Here is a 21,406-nt window from a genome sequence, read left to right on the forward strand (position 1 = left end):
GCAACCGCAGGGCAGGGGAACGCAAGAGCATGAGTGCGCCTGTTCTCGACACGAAGCTCTCGGCGGAGAGTGATGCTTTCCGCGCCAACGCCGCGCATAACCGGGCTCTGCGCGACGAACTGCACGCGAAAGTCGCGCAGGCCGCGCTCGGCGGCAGCGAAGCGGCGCGGGCCAAGCATGTGGCGCGCGGCAAGCTGCTGCCCCGCGACCGGGTGGAGCGGCTGCTCGATCCGGGCAGTCCGTTTCTGGAGATCGGCCAGCTCACCGCCAACGACATGTATCATGGCGAAGTGCCCGGCGCGGGCATGATCGCAGGGATCGGCCGGGTGTCGGGACGGCAGGTGATGATCGCCTGCAACGACGCCACGGTGAAGGGCGGCACCTATTATCCGCTGACCGTCAAGAAGCATCTCCGCGCGCAGGAGATCGCAATGGAGAATCGCCTCCCCTGCGTCTATCTGGTCGACAGCGGCGGCGCGAACCTGCCCAACCAGGCGGAGGTCTTTCCCGACCGCGAGCATTTCGGGCGCATCTTCTACAATCAGGCGCAGATGTCGGGGCGGGGCATCCCGCAGATCGCCTGCGTCATGGGAAGCTGCACCGCGGGCGGCGCCTATGTGCCCGCCATGTCGGACGAGACGGTGATCGTGCGCAACCAGGGCACGATTTTCCTCGCCGGCCCGCCGCTGGTGCAGGCCGCGACGGGCGAGGTCATTTCCGCCGAAGACCTGGGCGGCGCGGAAGTGCATGGCCGCCGCTCCGGCGTGGTCGATCATGTCGCGGAAAATGACGAGCATGCGCTGACCATCGTGCGGGACATCGTTTCGACGCTGCAACCGGCGCCGGAGATCGACCTCAACCTGCGCGAGCCCAAGGCGCCGAAATATGACCCGGCGGAACTGTACGGCATCATCCCCCAGGACGTCCGCGCCCCCTATGACGTGCGCGAAGTGATCGCCCGCATCGTCGACGGCAGCGAATTTCACGAGTTCAAATCGCTCTACGGCACCACGCTCGTCTGCGGTTTCGCCCATATCTGGGGCATGCCGGTCGCGATCCTCGCGAACAACGGCGTGCTGTTCAGCGAGAGCGCGCAGAAGGGCGCGCATTTCATCGAACTGGCCTGTCAGCGGCGCATTCCGCTGCTGTTCCTCCAGAATATCTCCGGCTTCATGGTCGGCGGCAAATATGAGGCGGAGGGGATCGCCAAGCATGGCGCGAAGCTGGTGACCGCGGTCGCGACCGCCAGCGTGCCCAAGATCACCGTGCTGATCGGCGGCAGCTTCGGCGCGGGCAATTACGGCATGTGCGGCCGGGCTTATGGGCCGCGTTTCCTCTTCACCTGGCCCAACAGCCGCATCTCCGTGATGGGCGGCGAGCAGGCGGCGAGCGTGCTGGCGACCGTCCACCGCGACGCCGCCAGATGGACGCCGGAAGAAGCCGAAGCCTTCAAGGCCCCGATCCGCCAGAAATATGAGGATGAGGGCAACCCCTATCACGCGACGGCGCGTCTGTGGGACGATGGCGTGATCGACCCCGCCCAGACCCGCGACGTGCTGGGCCTGGCCTTCGCCGCCACGCTCAACGCCCCGGTCGAGGAGGCGCCCCGCTTCGGGGTGTTCCGCATGTGAGGGGGCGGGACCAAATACCTCCCCGGAACGGGGAGGGGGACCAGCCAGAGGCTGGTGGAGGGGTGTTCTCGGCAACGACTGAAACCATCCGCATGGCACGCAAGGAACGCCGCAGCGGCAATCTACCGGAAGTCGTCCTGTGGCGCGCCCTGAAGACACGCCCCGGCGGTTTCAAATTCCGGCGCCAGCATCCGATAGACCGCTACAGTCTCGACTTTGCCTGTCTGTCGGCACGACTGGCTATCGAAGTCGACGGCGAAGTCCATTCGCGCGGCCATCGGCCCGCCCGCGATCAGGACCGGGATGCTGCATTGGAACGGCTGGGCTTTCACACTCTCCGCATTCCCGCCCGCGATGTCCTTCAGAATCTAGACAATGTCGTCAAGGCGATCACAGCCGCCTGTGTTGCGCGCCAGCCCCTCCACCAGCCTGCGGCTGGTCCCCCTCCCCATATTGGGGAGGTATTTGGGAGTCTCTCATGATCCAATCCCTGCTCATAGCCAATCGCGGCGAGATCGCCTGCCGCATCATCCGCACCGCCCGGCGTCTCGGCATCCGCACCGTCGCAGTCTATTCCGACGCCGATGCGAAAGCGCTCCACGTCCGCGAAGCCGATGAAGCCGTGCATATCGGCCCATCCCCGGCGCGCGAATCCTATCTGATCGGTGATCGCATCATTGCCGCCGCCCAGGCGACTGGGGCCGAAGCGATCCACCCCGGCTACGGCTTCCTCTCGGAAAACGCCGCCTTCGCGCAGGCCGTCATCGACGCGGGCCTGATCTGGGTCGGCCCCAATCCCTCCAGCATCACCGCCATGGGCCTGAAGGACGCCGCCAAGACGCTGATGGCCGACGCGGGCGTCCCCGTCACCCCCGGCTATCTGGGCGAGGACCAGAGCGCAGAGCGCCTGCAAGCCGAAGCTGACGCCATCGGCTATCCCGTGCTCATCAAGGCGGTCGCAGGCGGCGGCGGCAAGGGCATGCGGCGCGTCGAAGCGGTGGCGGATTTTGCCGACGCGCTGCTTTCCTGCCAGCGAGAGGCGGCGTCCTCCTTCGGCAACGACCAAGTGCTGATCGAAAAATATATCCTCTCGCCCCGCCATATCGAAGTGCAGGTGTTCGGGGACAGCCACGGCCAGGTGGTGCACCTGTTCGAACGCGACTGCTCGCTCCAGCGCCGCCACCAGAAAGTGATCGAGGAAGCTCCGGCGCCCGGCATGGACGCCGCCACCCGCGAAGCCATTTGCGGCGCTGCGGTCCGGGCGGCGCAGGCGGTGGATTATGTCGGTGCGGGCACGATCGAGTTCATCGCGGACGCCAGCGAAGGCCTGCGCGCCGACCGCATCTGGTTCATGGAGATGAACACGCGCCTCCAGGTCGAGCATCCGGTGACGGAGGAGATTACCGGCGTCGATCTGGTCGAATGGCAACTTCGCGTGGCGAGCGGCGAACCGCTGCCGAAAAAGCAGGAGGAGCTGTCGATCAACGGCCACGCCATCGAGGCGCGGCTCTATGCCGAAGACCCCACCAAAGGCTTCCTGCCCAGCCCCGGCAAGATCGACCGGCTGCTGTTCGACAACCGCGCCCGCGTGGAAACGGGCGTGGAGGAAGGCGATACCGTCAGTTCCTTCTACGACCCGATGATCGCCAAGGTCATCTGCCATGGCGAGGATCGGGAGGAAGCGCGGGGCGGCCTGATCCGCTGGCTCGACAGCAGTTTTGTCGGGCCGCTGCACACCAACAAGCCGTTTTTGCACGCTTGCCTTTCCATGGCCGATTTTGCCGAGGGTCGCCTCGACACCGGCCTGATCGAGCGGCAGGGAGAGGCGCTGACAAGGATCGATGGCCCCTCGGACCGAGTCCTTGCGGCGGCGGGCGAGCGATTCCGCAGGGACTGGCTCGCCCGGAGCGATTGGGACGATCGGTCCTTTCGCGACGGCTTGTTCGGCTTCCGCCTCAACGGACAGTCGAAGACCAAGGTCGACCTGTTCGTGGACAGCCGCCATGTCGTAGTGGAAGCGCAATCTGACGATCTGCGCACGGGTCTCTGCTCCGACATGGAGCGCGACGGCACGATCATCGTCACCGAAGCCGGGCAAAGCTGGTTCTTCAGCCAGACCCCGCCCGTCAAGGCAGGCGGCGGCGCCGTATCCGACGGCGCGATCCTCTCCCCCATGCCGGGCCGCATCATCGCCGTCGCCGTGGCGCAGGGCGACAAGGTCGCCAAGGGCCAGAAGCTGGTCACACTGGAGGCGATGAAGATGGAGCATAGCCTGACGGCGCCCTTCGACGGCGTAGTGGCGGAACTGGACGCGTCCGAAGGCGGCCAGGTCAGCGAAGGCGCGCTGCTGGTGCTGGTTGAGCGGGAGGAAGGCTGATGGCGGGCCGCTATTATGACGAATGGCGGATTGGCGACCGGATGACCCATGACATCCGCCGCACGGTGACGGAAACCGACAATCTCCTCTTCTCGACCATGACCCACAACCCCCAGCCGCTGCATCTGGACGCTGAGGCCGCGAAAGCCTCGGAGTTCGGCCAGATCCTCGTCAACGGCACTTTCACCTTCGCGCTGATGGTGGGCCTGTCGGTGGGCGACACGACGCTGGGCACGCTGGTCGCCAATCTGGGCTATGACAAATTGGTCATGCCCAAGCCGGTCTTTATCGGCGACACGATGCGGGCGGACAGCGAAGTGACGGACCTCAAGGAAAGCCGTTCCCGCCCCGAAGCGGGGATCGTGACATTCACCCATCGGCTCTATAACCAGCGGGACGAAATCGTCTGCCAATGCCTGCGCATGGCGCTGCTGAAGAAGAGGCCCGCATGAAGCTCCGTTCGCTGCTTTTCGTTCCCGCCGACCGCCCCGAACGCTTCGCCAAGGCGGCGGCCAGCGGCGCCGACGCCATCATTCTGGACCTGGAGGATTCGGTCGCCCCGGAACGCAAGGCCCTTGGGCGGGAGGCGATTGCGGAATGGCTGGCCTCGCCCCGCGACTGCGTGGCCTTCGTCCGGGTGAACCCGCTGGACGGCGACCACACCCGCGCCGATCTGGCCGCGGTGCTGCCTGCCTCGCCGGACGGGATCATGCTGCCCAAGGCGGAAGGCGCCCCCAGCATTCAGGCGCTGATCGCCCTGGCGGACGGCGCGAATGTGCCGCCGATCTTGCCCATCGCGACCGAAACGCCCGCCGCCATCTTCGAACTGGGCACGTTCCGGCAGGTTCGCGAAAAGCTCGCTGGCCTGACCTGGGGGGCGGAGGATCTGCCCGCCTCGGTCGGCGCCTCGACCTCCCGCGAGGAGGATGGCCGCTACACCGCGCCCTTCGAACTGGCGCGCAGCCTCACGCTGTTCGCCGCCCATGCAGCAGGCGTGCCAGCCATCGACACGGTCTTCCCCCGGATCGAGGCGATGGACGATCTCAACGCCTATATAGGAAGGGCGCGTCGCGATGGCTTCACCGGCATGATGGCGATCCATCCGGTACAGGTCGCCGCCATCAATGATGGCTTTACCCCCAGCGAGACCGAAATCGCCCGGGCGAGGGCAGTGATCGACGCCTTCGCCGCGAATCCGGGTGCAGGGGTGCTGAAACTGGACGGCAAGATGATCGACCGTCCGCATCTGGTCCAGGCGCAGCGGGTACTGGCCGCCGCCGAATGAAGAAGGGGCCCGGCCCGCGGCCGGGCCCTCCCATTTTTTACCGGTAACGGCCCTTTTCGAAGGTCGAGCCGCTTGCGCCGCTGAACCTGTCGCTCGCATCGTCGTCCTGCGATCCGAACAGGGCCTGCTGCTCCCGTTCGGTGCGCCATGCGGTCTGCGCCTGTTCCGCCGTCTTTTCCAGCGTCACCTTCTGCGCGTCCACCGACCTGATCCAGGATGACGGGATCGAATGATGCACGCCGCCGGATTCCTGATCGCTCTTGGTCAGGATGATGCGGTCGCCGCGCAGCTTGTCGACCGTGCCGACATGCTCGCCGTCGCTGCCGACGACTTCCATATGCTCGCGGACCTGCTGGACCGCCTGGCGCTGCTCGCCGCGGCGGTTCCGCCAACTGCCGAACTCATTGTTGAAGCGTTCGCGATTCTCCCGCTGATATTCGGCATAGTCGCGGTCCAGCTCGTCGATCCGTTGCTGACGCCAGGCATAATAATTGGCGTCGTGATGCTCGCCATAATCATGGTTGGGGCCATAGGCGCGCACCCGATAGCCATGATCCTCGCTGCCGAAGCCGCTGCGTTCGCCGGCAAAGGGCGCATAGCCGCGATTGGGCAGGTAACGCGCCGAATTGGAGGCAGAGGCATAGCCGATCCGGCTGCTCTGGTCCCGCGGATCGCCATAGGGCCGGTTGTAATAATCGTCATATTCGCGGCGACGCTCCGCCTCTTCGTCACCGAACCAGCTCCGGATCTCGTCGCCCGCGCGGTCGAAGAAGCCCCGTTCTTCCGGATCATAATCTTCGGGCGGGCGCCGGTTGCCCGATCCGCCATATCCCGATCCCGATCCGCCGAACTGGCCGCGCGTGCCATATCGATAGCTGCGGTCGTCCCGCCAGTCGCGCCGCGCACGGTAACGGTCGGAATCGCGGTCCCAGTCCGTCCAGTTACGATCGCCGTCACCATAGCGACGTCCGCCTTGGTAACCCATTGTCCGTCTCCTTGTCTGCTTTTTGCACGACGTCCTTTCGGAAGCGTCGTCACCGCACCAATGAGCATGCGGCCGCATCGTTCCGGGCGTTACGCAGGAGTAATGTTCCGCCTTGGCCCCGACAGAGCGGCTGCGCTGCGCGGTTCCGGGCCTGTTCGCGGCCGTCGCATTTTGCGCAAAAAGACCGTTGCATGGGCGCAATCGCTCGCTTATAGGCAGCGCTCCTTTACGGGGCCGTAGCTCAGCTGGGAGAGCGCGTCGTTCGCAATGACGAGGTCAGGGGTTCGATCCCCCTCGGCTCCACCAATCCCTTCCGGGATTGACCGGAAGGGACTTTACCGCCGGGGATTTCGATGCCTATGGCGGTTTCATGACAGATATGCTTTGCGAAGGCCGCGCCGCTGCGACGGTGGTCATCCTGCGCGACCGCCCGGATGCCGCCGCGGAAATCCTGATGATGGAACGGGCGTCCAGCATGGCCTTCGCCGCGGGCGCGCTGGTCTTTCCCGGTGGCGCGGTGGATGCGGGCGATCATGCTCTTGCAGCGAAGATCGCTGGTGGCCTGCCTCTGGACGAGGCGGCGGCGCGGATCGCCGCCATTCGGGAGACGCTGGAGGAAAGCGGTCTCGCCATTGCCTTCACATCCCCCCTGGCGGCCGATCGGATCGCGGCCATGCGGCAGGCGCTGGGGGCAGGGGCCGGGCTTGGCGACATCCTCAGCGATCATGGGCTGGAAATCGCGCTGGATCGGCTGCTGCCCTTTGCCCGCTGGCACCCTGCGCGCCTGGAGCAGGCGCAGCGGGTGTTCGATACCCGCTTCTACATCGCTGAGGCGCCGGAAGGACAGGCCGCGAGCGTCGATGCCACCGAAAATGTGCAACTGTTCTGGAGCAGCGCAGCGGAAACGCTGGCCCGATGCGACCGGGGCGAGGGGCAGATCATCTTTCCGACGCGGCGCAATCTGGAGCGGCTCGCCCAATTCGGCCGCTTCGATGATCTGGCGGCGCATGCCCTGTCGATCCCGGTTGAGAAGGTGACGCCCTGGTTCGAGGAGAGAAATGGGGAACCGCATCTCTGTATTCCCGATCATCTCGGTTATCCGGTGACGTCGGAACCAATGGGGACGGTCCGGCGTGCTTGAGGCATGCGCCGAATCCACCTCTTCCTGCGCCGCCTTGTCCATGTCGCGGCGGTTCTGAGCCTTTGCCTGATCGGCTATGCCTATGTCAGCCGCCGGCCCCAAAATATCCCCTGGACTCGACTTGATCTATCCCAGCCGATCGGTCTCTTCACCGGCCGCAAGCTTGCCTCGCTGACCGGCCGTGCTGCCGAGTGCCGCGCCCTGCTGGATCGGGCGGGCGTTGCCTATTCCCGCATGAAGCCGGGGGGCGAGGGCCAGTGCGCCTATGCCGACGCCGTGCGGCTGACTCCGGTCAAGGACGCCATAGCATGGGAACCGGCGGCGGTCGCGCCATCCTGTCCGGTTGCGGCGGCGCTCAAGCTCTGGGAATGGCAGGTGGTCCAGCCCGCCGCCCAGCGTCACTTCGGCCGCGCGGTTCGGAAGGTCACGCATTTCGGCGCTTATAGCTGCCGCCGTCTCTATGGACGCAGCGCAGGGGATTTCAGCGAGCATGCCACGGCCGACGCCATTGATGTGGCCGGTTTCACCCTGACGGACGGACACCGGATCGGCGTTGCGGCGGACTGGAAGGGAGGGGGAAAGGACGCGGATTTTCTGCATGAGGTTCGTGACGGCGCGTGCGGGTTGTTTTCGACCGTCCTTTCGCCCGACTATAATGCCGCACATCGCGATCATCTGCATCTCGATCAGGCGGAACGCGGCGCCTGGGGCGGGCGGGCCTGCCGATGAGGGCCTAGAGCATCGTGCGCAAAAGTGGGAACCGGTTTTGCGTTTAAAACGATGCGACAACAAAAGCTTAGAGCGCGTGGCCTGCGCACGATTTAACGCAGCGCGCTCTAGCCCAATATCGCCCTCGAACAGGGAGCATGAAGGGTCTATGATCCATGCGCCTGTCAGACAGGGGAGGACATCATGCCGCAATTCGTGATCGAACGGGACATGCCCGGCGTCGGCCAATTATCGGGCGAGCAGCTCAAGGGCGCGTCGCAGGGCTCCTGCAATGTGCTGCGTCAGCTGGGCCCGGATATTCAATGGGTTCACAGCTATGTCACCGACGACAAGATCTATTGCGTCTATCGTGCGCCCAGCGAGGAATTGATCCGCCGGCATGCGGACATGGCGGGATTCCCGGCCAACAGCATCGCCCAGATACGCGCGACGATCGATCCGACGACAGCGGACTGAATTTGTCCGGGGCGACGGGGTCCGCTGCGAGGCGCGCATGCTTTTTGACGGCAGCGGGCGATGGCAGAATTATCGCCAGGCTTCGACGACCTATTGCCGCAGTCTTTCGATCGCCTGCGCCAGCGCGACATAGAGCTTGCCCATGTCCGATGAAAGGATCGCAACGCCCAGCGCATTGCCGTCGCGGGCCGACAGGATGATCCGCAGCATCGATTCGAAATCGTGGATGTAGCGGTTCACATGCTCCTGAAATTCAGGATCATTGTCGTAATGCAGGGCGATTTCGCGGGATTCGCCCGCGTCCAGCAGCTTGACCGCGCGGCGGGTGAAGACGCCGCGATCGCCCTTCAGATAGGCTGACCAGGCCGAGTCCGTGACATCGTTGGACAGTATCTTCGATACGTCGATCGCCGTGCTGTTGAGCGATTCGATGATCAGCGCCGACCGTCGGGCGAAATGGTCGCGGTCGCGGTCCTCGGCGGCGCGCTCCGCTTCCTCAATCCGCGCTTCCACGCTGGCGCTGGTGTCCGCGATGGTCAGGAGCTGGCGGGTCAGGCGGTCGGATGCCTGATGCGCGGCCTTCACCGCTTCCTCCGCCACCCTGGCGACCATTTCGATCTGGGCCGTGACCTTTTCGTCGATGGCGCGCTGCATCGCCTGCTCGCTGGCGTCGGCAAGCGCCTCCGCCGCTTCGGGGATGGCGCGGCTGAGCGCCTGGCGGGCGCGTTCGGCCGCCTGATCGGCGGTATCCTTGACGCGGAGGAGGGCGGTGACGAGCAGCGGTCCCGCGCCTTCGGTGATGCGCGTCGCGTCCTGATGCGCGTTGTCGAGCGCGCTGCGCAGCTTCTCCACCAGTTCGCGATTGGCATCCACGCCGCTTTGCGTGCTTTCCAGCCATTCGGTCAGGCGGCGTCCCTGGCCGCGCAGCAATTCCTCGGCCTCCTGCGTGCGCCCGAGCAACGCCTCCGAAATGGCCTCCAGCCGTTCGATCTCCGGCGCGGCGCTGTCGAGCAGGGTGCGGCTGGTCTCGATCCGGCCGTTGAAGCGCTGGAGCGCGGCAGGAAAGGTTTCGTCGAGTTCGCGCACGCTGGAATCAAGCGCGACCATCAGCGTCTCCGCACTGCCGATCAGCTTTTCGGCGGTCAGGCCGCCAGCCCCCAGGGCGGCATCGATGCGCTGCGTTTCGGCGGTCAGGCGCGACAACGCTTCGGTCAACCGCTCATTGCGGGCGAGCGCGGACTGTTCCATCGCCGCAAAGCGCGACTGCGCGGAATCGACCGCATCGTCCAGGCTGCTTTGCAGGCCCGATACAAGCGTGCGCTGGCCTTCGACCAGATCGTTGATCTGGTGCAGGCGGTTTTCGATCTCGCCCACATGATCCGCTATACTGGTGACGGTCTCATCCCCGATGGCGGCGATGCTGTCGCGCGACCGGGCGATGAGCGCCTCCAGCGCCGCGCCATGGCGGGCGATGCCGTCGTCGGTCAGCCTGATGCCTTCATGGGTTTGCGCAATAGCCGCTTCCACCCGCCGGCGCAGTTCGGCCTCCACGGTTTCGGTGTCGCGCGCCAGGGTGGAGAGGGCGGATTGGCTGGTGGCAGCAATGCCGGCCTGCGCACCCTCGATCAGCGCCTTCAGCGACGCGGCCTGCGCGGTCAGATTGGCGTCGACCGCCGCCATGGTTTCCTGCGCGCGCCCATGGGTGGTTTCCAGACGGTGCAGCACGTCGATCTCGACGCGGTTCAATTCCTGCGTCAGCAGGGCGATGACCGACTGGGTGGTCTCCGCTATTTCCGACTTGGTGCGATCGGTAAGGCCGGTCAGCACGATCGACTTCTGCTCGATGTCGAGCCAGCTCTCCTCCATCGCCTTGCGCGCGCTCAGGGTCGTCGCCTCGATCCGGCCCGAAGCGACATCGGCCATGCCGGTCACTTCCTGCGTGGCCGAACGCGTGGTTTCCTGAAGCTCGATAAGCTGGCTCGAAAGGCTCTTGGTTGCCGAAAGCGTGCGGCTGCGGGCATCGTCCGACAACTCGCCCAATGCATGCAGCCGAGCCTCCAACATGTCGATGCGTTCCGACAGGGCGTGGCCATTGTCGATGATCTGCGCGGACATGCGCGTCGCGCGATCCTCTAGCTCCGGGATGGAGGCGACCAGCGCTTCCATCCGCTGGACGAGCGCCAGCCCGGCGCGTTCGGCGGACTCGGCGCGTTCGGCGGTGCTGTTGGCGCGGCTTGCGATCAGCTCGGCCGACGCCTCCATATTGCTGCTGGCGGCGGCGCCATAGCTGTCGAGCAGTTCCGCCTGATCCTGCATGCTCTGGCGTGCGGTTTCCAACTGGCCGGCGATTCGGGCGACGCGCAGTTCCAGCAGTTCCGCCTCGGTCCTGAGCGCGCGGGCGGTGTCGAGATAGCGGCGGGCTTCGCTGCGGCTGTTCCGCAGCAGCAGCAGATAACAGACGCCGAGCAGGATGAGCGGGACCAGGATGGTCGCGACCAGCCCCGGCCACGCCGCAGGCCCGGCGCGCCATTGTCCGGAGGACAGCGTCGCCCAACCGGCAAAGCCGATCCAGCCAAGGCCGGCGGCGGGGAATGCCCATGTCGCGGCGCGCATCCCATGCTCGCCGCTTTCCGCAGGCACGCCCTCATCCTCCAGGTCAAGAACGGCCTGTTTCAAAAGCAAGGCGTCGTCTGCCTGCGCCGTATCATCGGTCGCTGCGTCCTTGTCCCGCCAGAATTCGACGATTGTGCTGCCCCCATTCATGCGTCCTATCCTAGCAGCTTTTGCGCGCACGAAAATGCCCTGTTACCAAAACTTAACGCAAGCCAGATAGCGTTGACCCCATGTCCTATGATCCAGGCGCCCTGAATGCCGCTCTTGCCGCCGCTGTCGGTGACGACAGACCGTTGATCGAGGATCTGCGCGTCGCCTTCATGGAAAGCGCGGAGCGGCAGGTCGATCTGCTGGGGCGGTCGCGATGCGATGCGAACTGGCAGCTTGCCGCCTGGCGGCTGAAGGGGCTGGCGGCCAGTTTCGGCCTCACCGGCCTGATGGCGATGGCCGATGAAGCGGCCGACGCGGCGCCGGGCGACCCACGCATATTGCGGCGCTTGCGTGCCGCGCTTGACGATCTTGCGCAGCGTTGAGGCGTGAGGCTGCTTGCGTGATTGCCTCCGCCTTGTAACAAGGTGGGCTGAACAACGATCGGGTCGGTTTCAACACGCATGACTTTTGCGGCTATTCTCAGCGCGAGCCGGGCCGGTGGCGATTCGGCCGGGTCGCTGCGCGCCAGCCTGCATTTCGCCGGGCAGACGCTGGTCGAGTATCAGGCGCGGCAGGCGGTGCGCGCGGGCGCCGACCGGGTGATGATCCTGGTCAGCGTCATCACGCCCGCCCTGTCGCAGGCCGTCGACCGGCTGTCGGCGGACGGCATCGCCGTCGCGCTGGTGCGCGACATGGTGTCGATGGTGCGCGATGCGCCCCGCGACGCGGACACGCTGCTCGTTGCGGACGGGGCGATCATCGGACAGGGTTATTTCGAGGCGATGGCCGCTCAGCAGGGCGATGCGCTGCTGGTGGCGGACGACAGCCGGGCCAGCGCGCCGTTCGAACGGATCGATGCCGGACAGCGCTGGGCCGGCCTGGTCCGGGTCAGTCCGGACCTGCTGTTCAACACGCTCGACATGATCGGGGACTGGGATCTGGCGTTGACCCTCGTGCGGGGCGCTGTTCAGGCCGGCGCGCGCCGGATCACCGTGCCGCAGGACGACCTGATGGAAGGGCGCGTCGCGCTGGTGGAGACGCAGGAGCAGGCGGACCTGGCCGCTCAGGCGGTGCTTTCCGGCGGGCCGCGGCTTCGGCGCGTCAGGGGCGCGGCCGAACAATATCTGCTGGGCCCGGCCGCCCGGTTGATCAGCCCGGCGCTGATGCGCATGCAGGTTCCGGCGCTGCAGGTGCGGATCGCCGCCATGGCGCTGGGTGCGATTGCGCTGGTGCCGATCGAACTGCTGTGGACAGGGACGGGCTTCTGCCTGCTGCTGCTGTCGCTGTTGCTGGCGGAAACCGCGGATCGGCTGGACGAGATGGCGCTGCGGCCGTTGCCCATGGGCTGGATGGCCTTTATCGCGCCGGCCTTCGCGCTTGGCGGGATCGCGCTCGCGGGCGGAGGAACGACGGCGGCCTATCTGGCGCTGATGCTGGCGATCATCCAGATGGCGGATCGCTGGCAGAAAACCGGGCCGTTGCGGCCGTGGATGATCTTCACGCCCGCCAGCGCGCTCATTCCCCTGTTGCTGGCGTCGCTGGCCGGGGCGCTGGGGCCGATGTTCGACCTGACGACGCTGTGCGCCATCGGGTCGCTTGGAACGATGATCCTGCTCCGCCGGAATTGAGCGATTTTGCTCGTTACGGTTTAGTGCATTTTAACGACGTGCCATTATGCTGGCTGGCATGAGCGCCTTTTCGTCCCTGATCGGACCGACCCGGGCGGACTGCTGGCCGATGGCGCAAGTCATGGCGGGCATGTCCGCCGTGCCTGTCGGCCATGCCATTGATCTGGCGTTTTTCTTTCCGGACGACGGGCGGGAGCGGCACGACGCTCTGGTGGCGGAGACCCGGCGGCATCTTGGCGGATGCCTGACCGCAATGGAGATCGGATTGCGTCTGGCGCTGGAGGATAGGCCGGAAATCGCGGCGGCGTTGGCGCAATGGCCGCAACCCGTTTGCTGGCCGACGCTGCGCGCGCAGCCGACCCTGTTGGGGCCGGCGCTGCTCGCCCATATGCAGATGCGGGGCGGGATCAGCCTGATGCTGCGCCAGTTCGGCGGGCCCGATGGCGGTTCGGGCAGCGAATCGGAGGCGGAGTCGCTCTTTCCCGCCGACGATCCCGCCTTGGGCGAAGCGCTTGCCGCGCTGATGCTGGCGGAAGGGCGCTGGCTGATGACCGCGGCGGAGGATCAGCCGATGCAGCCCGATCTGCCGGCGGGCTTCTTTGCGGAACTGCTGTGGACGGCGGCCGCCTGCCTGGCAGCGATCATCCAGCGGAGCGGCCTGATCGAAGCGGAAGCGGTGGTGCCGCTGGTCGAAGCCGCGGCGCAACGCCAACTGATCCGGCATGACGAGGCGCAAGGGCCCATCGCGGCGGCGGACAGGCTGGTCCGTCAATTGGGCGAGCGCGCCGATGCGCCCGAACTGATGGCCGCCGCGTTGCAGCACAGGCATTTCCTGCTGTTCGCCGCGCTCGCCGGGCGCCGGTTGCGGATGGAGAGCGCGCAGGTCGCGGACATACTGGTCATGGGTCCGGTGGGGCAGGTTGCCGCTCTATGCCGGGCGCTCGGGGGATCGGACAGCGACTACCGGCAATTGTTGCTGGCATTGCGGCCGGTGCGGCCTTCCTTGTCCGATGCGACCATCGTCGGGGAAGCCATGCGCTATCAGGAATTGAGCGTAACGCAGGCCGACGCGACGGTGGGCGCCCTGCGCGCGCCTGCGGCGCTGCGGGCCAAGCTGGATCATCTGCGGCGGATCGCCGGTTGATGAACATGCCCGCGCATCCCGCCATCATCCGGGCGACGGTTGCTGCGGATGGCCGGCTGCTGAGTGCGGATGCACCCGTGCTGGCCCTTCAGCAGGAGGCGGGCGGCGATCTCGGCAGCGCGCTGGCGGTCCCGCAATTGGCGGCGATGGCGCGGCTGGCGGCGCATCTGGGCATTGCCCTGTCCCGCCCGGTCGTGGCCGCGGCGGAGCGTGGTGACATCGACATGTGGGTGCGCGCCAAGCCCGAGGCCGAACGGGTGCAGCTTTCCATCATCGACTGGCATGAGCGGCAGGCGGTCGCGGCGCCGCTGGATCTGGCGCGGCGAGAGACCGACATCGCTGCCCTGTCCGACGGTTGGACGTGGCAGATCGATACCCAGTTGCGCTTCCAGATGGTGCATGAGGGGTTGGGCGGCGAGGGCGCGTTGCCATCCGCCTCGCCTTTGCCGGGCAGCCGCTTCACGAGCTATTTCGAATTGCGCCCGGATGCCGAAGGCGACCTGGCGATCCTGCGCGGCTTCGCGCAGCGGCGCGCCTTTCGCGATCAGGTGGCGGGATTGACGAGCGATCCGGCGCAGCGCTTCATGCTGTCTGGCTTTCCAATGTTCGATCTCGCGGGCCAGTTGGTGGGTTATCGCGGCAAGGCTTTGCCCGTCGACCGCGCGGTGACGGCGCCGCTCGCCACGCCGGAACCGCTGCCATTCTATCCCGCCGAGTTCGGGAAGAGGCTGGACCGTTCTTTGCGACGGCCTTTGGGGCGGATCATCGCCAATGCGGATTCGATCGGCGCGCAATTGGAGGGGCCGTTGCGGCCGGACTATCTGGGCTATGCCAGCGACATTTCGGCGGCGGGGCGTCATCTGATGGCGCTGATCGACGATCTGGCGGACCTGCAGGCGATCGACCGGCCGGATTTCAGCGTGACCGCGGAAGAGATCGACCTGGCCGATGTCGGGCGCCGGGCCGCCGGGCTGTTCCTCGTAAAGGCGCAGGATCGGGGGATCAGCATCCTCGCCCCTGCGCTGACGGTCGCGGAACCGGCCATCGGTGAATTTCGCCGCGCCTTGCAGATCCTGATGAACCTTGTCGGCAACGCCGTGCGCTATGCGCCCGAAGGGTCTGCCGTTCGGATAGAGACAGGGCGGTCGGACGGCGAGGCCTGGATCGCGGTGCTGGACCAGGGCGATGGCATAGCCGCCGACAGCAGGGAGCGCATCTTCGACAAGTTCGAGCGACTGGGCCGCAGCGACGCGGGCGGCAGCGGCCTTGGCCTCTACATTTCGCGGCGTCTGGCTCGCGCCATGGGCGGCGACATCCGTATCGACGACGCGCCCGAAGGCGGGGCGCGGTTCACGCTGCTGCTTCCGGCTTTGGGCGTATAGCGGACATCGATATTCGGTCTGGGTAAACCGTACTCCTGCCAAGGAGGAGCACGGATCAGACGGGGCAATGATCCCTTGAAGCGGGGACCGGGTTCCCGCCTGTGCGGGATCATGGGGCGCTCCCTGTCAGCAACCGGCCAACTCCCGCCAAAATAAAAGCGGCGTCCAAACGGACGCCGCTTCCCTGCCTCATTGCCAGTGCAGACTAGCGCTTGTCGACGGGGACATAATCGCGCTGCGCCGGGCCGGTGTAGAGCTGGCGCGGACGGCCGATCTTCTGCGCAGGGTCGGAGATCATTTCGTTCCACTGCGCGACCCAGCCGACGGTGCGGGCAAGGGCGAAGAGCACGGTGAACATCTCGGTCGGGAAACCGATGGCCGAGAGGATCACGCCCGAATAGAAGTCGACATTCGGATAGAGCTTCTTTTCGATGAAATAAGGATCGTGAAGCGCGATCTGCTCCAGTTCCTTCGCCACGTCGAAGATCGGATCGTCGACGCCCAGCTTCGCCAGGACGTCCTTCGCGGTCTTCTGCATCACGGTCGCGCGCGGATCGTAATTTTTGTAGACGCGATGGCCGAAGCCCATCAGGCGGAACGGATCGTCCTTGTTCTTGGCGCGGGCGATATATTCCGGAATGCGGTCGACGGTGCCGATTTCGCGCAGCATGTTGAGCGCGGCTTCGTTGGCGCCGCCATGCGCCGGACCCCAGAGGCAGGCGATGCCCGCCGCGATGCACGCGAAGGGGTTGGCGCCGGACGAGCCGGCCAGACGCACGGTCGATGTGGACGCGTTCTGTTCATGGTCGGCGTGCAGCGTGAAGATCTTGTCCATCGCGTCGACGACGACCGGATCGATGACATATTCCTCCGCCGGGACCGAGAAGGTCATGTTCAGGAAGTTGGCGGTGTAGCTGAGGTCGTTGCGCGGATAGACGAAGGGCTGGCCCACCGAATATTTATACGCCATCGCCGCGATCGTCGGCATCTTGGCGATCAGGCGGTGGCTGGCGATCTTGCGCTGTTCCGGATCGTTGATGTCGGTGGAGTCGTGATAGAAGGCCGAGAGCGCGCCGACCACGCCGCACATGATCGCCATCGGGTGGGCATCGCGGCGGAAACCGCGGTAGAAGGTGGTGAGCTGCTCATGCACCATGGTGTGGCGCGTGATGGTGCGCGTGAAATCCTCCAGTTCCTTCTTCGAGGGCAGTTCGCCGTTGAGGAGGAGGTAGGACACTTCCATGAAGCTCGACTGTTCGGCAAGCTGGTCGATCGGATAGCCGCGATGCAGCAGCACACCGGCGTCGCCGTCGATATAGGTCAGGCCCGAATCGCAGCTCGCGGTCGAGGTGAAGCCGGGGTCGTAGGTAAACATGCCGGTGTTGGCGTAGAGCTTGCGAACGTCGATGACCTGCGGTCCGACCGTGCCGTTCAGAATGGCATAGTCTTTCGCGTTGCCGTCGACGCTCAAAGTGGCATTGTTATCCGACATGGTATTCTCCTGATACTTCAATTGGCCGATGCGTGCCTCACAGCGGCCAATCGTTCCAAGCTCTCCGTCTTCCCCAGAAGGAAAAGGACGTCGAAAATTCCCGGCGAAACCGTGCGACCGGTCAGCGCCGCGCGCAAGGGCTGCGCGACCTTTCCAAGCCCGAGGCCGGCATCCTCTGCCACGCGGCGAATGGCTTCTTCGATCGCTTCGACCGTCCAGGACTGGACGGGTGCAAGAGCGTCGGCTGTCTGTCCCAGCAGCGCGCGTGCGGAATCGTCTAGCAGAGCAAGCGCCTTCTCGTCAAAATCGAGCGGGCAATTTTTGAACAAGAATTCGGCGCCCTCCGCAATTTCGTTAAGCGTCCTGGCGCGCGGCTTGAGCGACGGCATGGCCTCGGCAAGCCGTTTCTCGCCATCCTCCGGCAGATCGATGTTCAACCTTGCCGCAACCCTTGGCGCGACCAGCGCGGCAAGGCGTGCGTCATCCGCCTCGCGCAGATAATGGCCGTTCAGATTCTCCAGCTTCTTGATGTCGAAGCGAGAGGGCGAGCGGCCGACACCTGAAATATCAAAGAGTTCCACCGCACGCTCGCGGGAAATGATCTCCTCGTCGCCATGGCCCCAGCCGAGTCGCAGCAGATAGTTGAACACCGCTTCGGGCAGCATGCCCAACTCGTCGCGATAGGCATCGACGCCAAGCGCGCCGTGCCGCTTGGACAGCTTCGCGCCGTCGGCCCCATGGATCAGCGGGATATGGGCGTAGATGGGCTCTTCCCAATTCATCGCCTTTATGATGCCTAGCTGGCGGAACGCATTGTTGAGATGGTCGTCGCCGCGAATGACATGGGTGACGCCCATGTCATGGTCGTCGACCACCACCGCCAGCATATAGGTGGGCGTGCCGTCCGAACGCAGCAGGATCATGTCGTCCAGCTCCGCATTCTGGACGACGACGCGGCCCTGCACGGCGTCCTCGATCGCCGTCTCGCCTTCGCGCGGCGCTTTCAGGCGGATGACGAAGGGCGCGCCTTCCGGGGCCTCGGAAGGATCGCGGTCCCGCCACCGCCCGTCATAGCGCATCGGCTGCTTGGCGGCGCGCTGCCGCTCGCGCAGTTCCGCCAGTTCCTCGGGTGTCGCATAGCAGCGATAGGCATGGCCGGAGGCGAGCATCTGGTTCGCCACTTCGGCATGGCGTGGCGTGCGCTCGAACTGGAAGACCGCCGGTTCGTCGCCGCCCAGCCCCAGCCATTCCAGCCCGTCGAAGATGGCGGCGACCGCTTCCTCGGTGGAGCGGGCCCGGTCGGTGTCCTCGATCCGCAGCAGGAACTTGCCGCCGTGATGACGCGCGAACAGCCAGTTGAATAGTGCGGTGCGCGCGCCGCCGATGTGAAGAAAACCGGTAGGCGACGGCGCAAAACGGGTTACTACCTGCTTGTTCGAACCTGTAGCACTCACCGTTTCATTCCCTGCCATTCGCCCGGATACCACCCGACCCATCCATGATCGCGACGCCCCCTAGCATGGCTTTCGAGCCACGACAAACCTCCGTTGTCAGTTCGGCCCGGGGGAAAGCAGCGCGGATTTGGCGCGGCGTGGAGCTGTGGCTGGAGGAGGAGCGCGAACGGTTGCCGCTATGGGTTCCGGTCGCCCTGGCTGCGGGAATCGCGGCCTGGTTCCTTCTGCCTAATCGGCTGGAATGGCTGGCCTTTTGCTGCGTGACGCTTGCGGTCGCCTGCGCCGCGCTGCTTTTGCCGCCCGGTGGCCGGGTGCGTCAGGCGATCGTCGTCGGTGGCATTCTTGCCTGTGCGGGGTGCCTGCTGGTCTGGGGGAAAGCGACGATCGTCGGATCGCCGCCCCTCGACCGCCCCGCCTTCATCTCGCTGAAGGGGGAGGTCCGGTCGGTCGAAAGGCTGCCCGCGCAGCACATGAGTCGCGTGCTGGTCCGGCCTGTCGGCGTGCCTGCCCTGCCGCCCCTGGTGCGCGTCAATCTTGACGATGCGTCGATGCCGCCGGGGGTCGGGGAGGGAGCCATCATAGCCTTCCGCACAAGGCTGATGCCGCCTGCGCCGCCCAGCCTGCCGGGCGGCTATGATTTTGCGCGCCGCGCCTATTTCGAGGGCGTCGGCGCGACCGGGCGTGTGCTGCCGCCGCTCACGGTCCTGCGGCCGGCCACGGCCGGCCCCCGGTTGAGGGCGCGTCTGTTCGAGCATATCCTGGAGCGCGTTCCGGGACAGGGCGCCGGCATCGCCGCTGCCCTGGCCACGGGTGATCAGGGCGCAATCGCGCAGGCAGATGCGGAGGCGATGCGTCGGAGCGGCCTTGCGCATCTGCTGTCGATCAGCGGTCTGCATGTCACGGCCCTGATCGCTGCGGTGATCTTCCTGTTGATGCGGCTGATGGCGCTCAGCCGCCGGGCGGCTCTCGACTGGCCGCTGATGCTGCTGGCCGCGGGCGGCGGCGCTCTGGCGGGCATCGGCTATACGCTTCTGACCGGCGCAGAGGTGCCGACCGTGCGATCCTGCGTCGCTGCCCTGCTTGTGCTGGGCGGACTGGCGATGGGGCGGGACGCGATCACGCTCAGGCTCGTGGCGGCAGGGGCGCTGGTGGTGCTGATCCTCTGGCCAGAAGCACTGGTGGGGCCGAGTTTCCAGATGAGCTTCGCGGCCGTGATAGCCTTGGTGTCGCTGGGCGAGCATTCGGCCTTCCGCGCCTTTCTCGCGCCGCGTGGCGAAGGGGTGGGGCGCCGGATCGGGCGCAATCTTGCGGGCATGCTGGCGACCGGCCTGGTCGTGGAGCTGGTGCTGGCGCCGATAGCGCTGTTCCATTTCCACAAGGCGGGCATGTTGGGATCGATCGCCAATCTGGTGGCCATACCGCTTACGACCCTGGTGGTCATGCCGCTGGAGGCGACGGCCTTGCTGCTGGACCTAGGCGGGTGGGGTGCGCCCTTCTGGTGGCTTGCCGCGCGATCGATCGACCTGCTGTTGCTGATTGCCCATGGCGTGGCGTCCAGCCCTTGGGCGGTGGTACTGGCGCCCGCCCAGTCGGGCGTAGTGTTCGGCCTGATGCTGCTGGGCATGCTGTGGTGCCTGCTATGGCGAAGCCGGTGGCGCTGGGCGGGTCTGATGCCCGTGACCACCGGCGTCATGATGGTCCTGACCAGCCCGATGCCCGCCATATTGATAAGCGGGGACGGCCGGCATGTCGCGGTGCGCACTGCCGATGGCGGCATGGCGATGCTGCGGGCGCGAGCCGGCGGCTATGCGCGCGACGTCATGGCGGAAAGCGCGGGTTATGACGGTATCTTGCAGGCATTGACGGCGCTGCCCCAGGCCCGCTGTTCTCCCGATCTATGCGCCGTTCGCCTGAAGGGAGGGGGCCGGAACTGGAACCTGTTGCTGACGCGAAGCAGCGTGAGGATCGATAATGCGATACTGGCGCGGGATTGCGCCTATTCAGACATCGTCGTCAGCGACCGCCGCCTGCCGGGCGCCTGTCGCCCACGCTGGCTGAAGGTGGATCGACACTTCCTCGCCAGGACGGGTGGCCTGACCATCGATCTGGACCATGGCACCATGCGCAGCGCGAAGGCGTGGCATGACGAGCACCCCTGGGTCGCGCGGTCTTCCCGCCGGCCGCGCGAATACAGGAAGCATCAGTTATATCGGCGCAGCAACCCGGCCAGCTTGCCCTGGATGCGGACCTGCCGAGGGTCGTAGATCTGCGGTTCATAGGCGCTGTTGGCGGGATCGAGCCTGACCTTCGGACCCTCACGCCGGAAATATTTCAGCGTCGCTTCATTTTCGTCGATCAGGGCGACCACGATCTGCCCCTCGCGCGCGACGTCGGTGCGCTGGATAAGCGCGAAATCGCCGTCCAGAATGCCCGCTTCGACCATTGAATCCCCCGCCACTTCCAGCGCATAATGATCCCCGGTGCCCAGCAGCGCGGCAGGAACGGAAAGCATGTTCTGCCCCTCCAGCGCCTCGATCGGCACGCCCGCCGCGATCCGGCCGTGCAGCGGAATCTCCAATATGTCGTTGGCGGCGACCGGGGGCCTGCTGGCCACCGGACCGGGCGTCAGCGGCGGCTTGGCAGGCACGACGACCTTGGGAGCGCGATGCATGGCATCGGGCAGCTTGAGCACTTCCAGTGCGCGGGCGCGATTGGGCAGGCGGCGGATGAAACCGCGTTCCTCCAACGCATTGATCAGGCGGTGGATGCCGGATTTGGACCGCAGGTCCAGCGCTTCCTTCATCTCCTCGAAAGAGGGGGATACGCCTCCCTCCTCCAGCCGGGTCTGAATGAAGCTCAGCAATTCCTGTTGCTTGGGTGTCAACATCTCGCCTTGCCCTCCTTGGAACGGATGGAGAACGCATAGGAAACGGAACGGG

The 21,406-nt window shown here is 65.9% G+C and carries 18 protein-coding genes and 1 tRNA gene; 14 read left to right on the forward strand and 5 right to left on the reverse strand.

Annotated elements, in window-relative coordinates; genetic code table 11:
• Positions 1–29 precede the first annotated feature (29 nt).
• The 5 genes from TZ53_RS15095 to TZ53_RS15115 all read left to right on the forward strand — a co-directional run bounded on the left by TZ53_RS15095 (position 30) and on the right by TZ53_RS15115 (position 5,293).
• Positions 30–1,631, forward strand: a complete 1,602-nt coding sequence (locus TZ53_RS15095) for a carboxyl transferase domain-containing protein (RefSeq protein ID WP_044661810.1) — start codon at positions 30–32, stop codon at positions 1,629–1,631.
• A gap of 92 nt (positions 1,632–1,723) precedes the next feature.
• Positions 1,724–2,113, forward strand: coding sequence for an endonuclease domain-containing protein (locus TZ53_RS26190; RefSeq protein WP_083199102.1), 390 nt, complete (start codon positions 1,724–1,726; stop codon positions 2,111–2,113).
• Positions 2,110–4,008 (forward strand): acetyl/propionyl/methylcrotonyl-CoA carboxylase subunit alpha, encoded by a 1,899-nt coding sequence (locus tag TZ53_RS15105; RefSeq protein WP_044661812.1) that lies wholly within the window; start codon positions 2,110–2,112, stop codon positions 4,006–4,008. Before TZ53_RS26190 ends, TZ53_RS15105 begins: the two co-directional genes overlap by 4 nt.
• Positions 4,008–4,460 (forward strand): MaoC family dehydratase, encoded by a 453-nt coding sequence (locus TZ53_RS15110; protein WP_044661813.1) that lies wholly within the window; start codon positions 4,008–4,010, stop codon positions 4,458–4,460. Before TZ53_RS15105 ends, TZ53_RS15110 begins: the two co-directional genes overlap by 1 nt.
• Complete coding sequence (locus TZ53_RS15115) at positions 4,457–5,293, forward strand: HpcH/HpaI aldolase/citrate lyase family protein (protein WP_044661814.1); 837 nt, start codon at positions 4,457–4,459, stop codon at positions 5,291–5,293. Before TZ53_RS15110 ends, TZ53_RS15115 begins: the two co-directional genes overlap by 4 nt.
• 37 nt (positions 5,294–5,330) lie before the next feature.
• Here TZ53_RS15115 and TZ53_RS15120 read toward each other — a convergent pair whose 3' ends face one another.
• The gene (locus TZ53_RS15120) at positions 5,331–6,278 is read right to left on the reverse strand and encodes a DUF2171 domain-containing protein (protein WP_044661815.1); all 948 of its coding nucleotides are present in this window, start codon (positions 6,276–6,278) and stop codon (positions 5,331–5,333) included.
• A 230-nt stretch (positions 6,279–6,508) separates the two neighbouring features.
• On the opposite strand from TZ53_RS15120, the gene TZ53_RS15125 reads away from it, so the two are divergent.
• The 4 genes from TZ53_RS15125 to TZ53_RS15140 all read left to right on the forward strand — a co-directional run bounded on the left by TZ53_RS15125 (position 6,509) and on the right by TZ53_RS15140 (position 8,604).
• Positions 6,509–6,584 (forward strand) — tRNA-Ala (locus TZ53_RS15125).
• Positions 6,585–6,657: 73 nt separating this feature from the next.
• Entirely contained in the window at positions 6,658–7,419 is a 762-nt protein-coding gene (locus TZ53_RS15130) for an NUDIX domain-containing protein (protein ID WP_083199106.1), read from the forward strand.
• Positions 7,420–7,422: 3 nt separating this feature from the next.
• Positions 7,423–8,148, forward strand: coding sequence for an extensin-like domain-containing protein (locus TZ53_RS15135; protein ID WP_044661816.1), 726 nt, complete (start codon positions 7,423–7,425; stop codon positions 8,146–8,148).
• Between the two features lie 183 nt (positions 8,149–8,331).
• Positions 8,332–8,604 carry a DUF4242 domain-containing protein gene (locus tag TZ53_RS15140; protein ID WP_025549276.1) on the forward strand — a complete coding sequence of 91 codons (273 nt, stop codon included), beginning with the start codon at positions 8,332–8,334 and terminating at the stop codon, positions 8,602–8,604.
• A 90-nt stretch (positions 8,605–8,694) separates the two neighbouring features.
• Here TZ53_RS15140 and TZ53_RS15145 read toward each other — a convergent pair whose 3' ends face one another.
• A complete protein-coding gene (locus TZ53_RS15145; protein WP_044661817.1) occupies positions 8,695–11,367 on the reverse strand; it encodes a hypothetical protein in 2,673 nt (890 codons plus the stop codon).
• Between the two features lie 80 nt (positions 11,368–11,447).
• On the opposite strand from TZ53_RS15145, the gene TZ53_RS15150 reads away from it, so the two are divergent.
• The 4 genes from TZ53_RS15150 (at position 11,448) to TZ53_RS15165 (ending at position 15,521) form a co-directional block, all read left to right on the forward strand.
• On the forward strand, positions 11,448–11,750 hold the full coding sequence (locus TZ53_RS15150; protein WP_025549274.1) for a hypothetical protein: 303 nt from the start codon (positions 11,448–11,450) through the stop codon (positions 11,748–11,750).
• Positions 11,751–11,828: 78 nt separating this feature from the next.
• On the forward strand, positions 11,829–12,995 hold the full coding sequence (locus TZ53_RS15155) for a hypothetical protein (protein ID WP_044661818.1): 1,167 nt from the start codon (positions 11,829–11,831) through the stop codon (positions 12,993–12,995).
• A 46-nt stretch (positions 12,996–13,041) separates the two neighbouring features.
• Positions 13,042–14,139, forward strand: coding sequence for a DUF2336 domain-containing protein (locus tag TZ53_RS15160; RefSeq protein ID WP_083199100.1), 1,098 nt, complete (start codon positions 13,042–13,044; stop codon positions 14,137–14,139).
• Positions 14,139–15,521 (forward strand): sensor histidine kinase, encoded by a 1,383-nt coding sequence (locus TZ53_RS15165; protein WP_044661819.1) that lies wholly within the window; start codon positions 14,139–14,141, stop codon positions 15,519–15,521. The genes TZ53_RS15160 and TZ53_RS15165 overlap by 1 nt, the downstream gene beginning before the upstream one ends.
• Positions 15,522–15,726: 205 nt before the next feature.
• Here the strand turns inward: TZ53_RS15165 and TZ53_RS15170 are convergent, their stop codons facing one another.
• Together TZ53_RS15170 and gltX are read right to left on the reverse strand one after the other, a co-directional pair.
• On the reverse strand, positions 15,727–17,013 hold the full coding sequence (locus TZ53_RS15170; RefSeq protein WP_025549270.1) for a citrate synthase: 1,287 nt from the start codon (positions 17,011–17,013) through the stop codon (positions 15,727–15,729).
• A 17-nt stretch (positions 17,014–17,030) separates the two neighbouring features.
• Complete coding sequence (gene gltX, locus TZ53_RS15175) at positions 17,031–18,485, reverse strand: glutamate--tRNA ligase (protein ID WP_044661820.1); 1,455 nt, start codon at positions 18,483–18,485, stop codon at positions 17,031–17,033.
• A gap of 47 nt (positions 18,486–18,532) precedes the next feature.
• Here gltX and TZ53_RS15180 point away from each other — a divergent pair, with 47 nt between their 5' ends.
• The gene (locus TZ53_RS15180) at positions 18,533–20,731 is read left to right on the forward strand and encodes a ComEC/Rec2 family competence protein (protein ID WP_044661821.1); all 2,199 of its coding nucleotides are present in this window, start codon (positions 18,533–18,535) and stop codon (positions 20,729–20,731) included.
• On the opposite strand, the gene lexA is transcribed toward TZ53_RS15180, so the two are convergent.
• Positions 20,668–21,354, reverse strand: coding sequence for a transcriptional repressor LexA (lexA, locus tag TZ53_RS15185; RefSeq protein WP_044661822.1), 687 nt, complete (start codon positions 21,352–21,354; stop codon positions 20,668–20,670). The two genes, TZ53_RS15180 and lexA, sit on opposite strands and share 64 nt — an antisense overlap.
• Positions 21,355–21,406: the final 52 nt, after the last annotated feature.

This window comes from Sphingobium sp. YBL2 (genome assembly GCF_000943805.1).
Lineage (GTDB): Bacteria > Pseudomonadota > Alphaproteobacteria > Sphingomonadales > Sphingomonadaceae > Sphingobium > Sphingobium fuliginis.

Bases quoted from the DNA above. Each gene is read 5' to 3' on its own strand.
- TZ53_RS15105 (WP_044661812.1), top strand. From the start codon at position 2,110: ATGATCCAATCCCTGCTCATAGCCAATCGCGGCGAGATCGCCTGCCGC.
- TZ53_RS15160 (WP_083199100.1), top strand. From the start codon at position 13,042: ATGCTGGCTGGCATGAGCGCCTTTTCGTCCCTGATCGGACCGACCCGG.
- TZ53_RS15150 (WP_025549274.1), top strand. From the start codon at position 11,448: ATGTCCTATGATCCAGGCGCCCTGAATGCCGCTCTTGCCGCCGCTGTC.
- TZ53_RS15180 (WP_044661821.1), top strand. From the start codon at position 18,533: ATGGCTTTCGAGCCACGACAAACCTCCGTTGTCAGTTCGGCCCGGGGG.
- TZ53_RS15165 (WP_044661819.1), top strand. From the start codon at position 14,139: ATGAACATGCCCGCGCATCCCGCCATCATCCGGGCGACGGTTGCTGCG.
- TZ53_RS15120 (WP_044661815.1), bottom strand. From the start codon at position 6,278: ATGGGTTACCAAGGCGGACGTCGCTATGGTGACGGCGATCGTAACTGG.
- TZ53_RS15155 (WP_044661818.1), top strand. From the start codon at position 11,829: ATGACTTTTGCGGCTATTCTCAGCGCGAGCCGGGCCGGTGGCGATTCG.
- TZ53_RS15135 (WP_044661816.1), top strand. From the start codon at position 7,423: ATGCGCCGAATCCACCTCTTCCTGCGCCGCCTTGTCCATGTCGCGGCG.
- TZ53_RS15130 (WP_083199106.1), top strand. From the start codon at position 6,658: ATGCTTTGCGAAGGCCGCGCCGCTGCGACGGTGGTCATCCTGCGCGAC.
- TZ53_RS15115 (WP_044661814.1), top strand. From the start codon at position 4,457: ATGAAGCTCCGTTCGCTGCTTTTCGTTCCCGCCGACCGCCCCGAACGC.
- TZ53_RS15140 (WP_025549276.1), top strand. From the start codon at position 8,332: ATGCCGCAATTCGTGATCGAACGGGACATGCCCGGCGTCGGCCAATTA.
- lexA (WP_044661822.1), bottom strand. From the start codon at position 21,354: ATGTTGACACCCAAGCAACAGGAATTGCTGAGCTTCATTCAGACCCGG.
- TZ53_RS15110 (WP_044661813.1), top strand. From the start codon at position 4,008: ATGGCGGGCCGCTATTATGACGAATGGCGGATTGGCGACCGGATGACC.
- TZ53_RS15170 (WP_025549270.1), bottom strand. From the start codon at position 17,013: ATGTCGGATAACAATGCCACTTTGAGCGTCGACGGCAACGCGAAAGAC.
- TZ53_RS15145 (WP_044661817.1), bottom strand. From the start codon at position 11,367: ATGAATGGGGGCAGCACAATCGTCGAATTCTGGCGGGACAAGGACGCA.
- gltX (WP_044661820.1), bottom strand. From the start codon at position 18,485: ATGGCAGGGAATGAAACGGTGAGTGCTACAGGTTCGAACAAGCAGGTA.
- TZ53_RS15095 (WP_044661810.1), top strand. From the start codon at position 30: ATGAGTGCGCCTGTTCTCGACACGAAGCTCTCGGCGGAGAGTGATGCT.
- TZ53_RS26190 (WP_083199102.1), top strand. From the start codon at position 1,724: ATGGCACGCAAGGAACGCCGCAGCGGCAATCTACCGGAAGTCGTCCTG.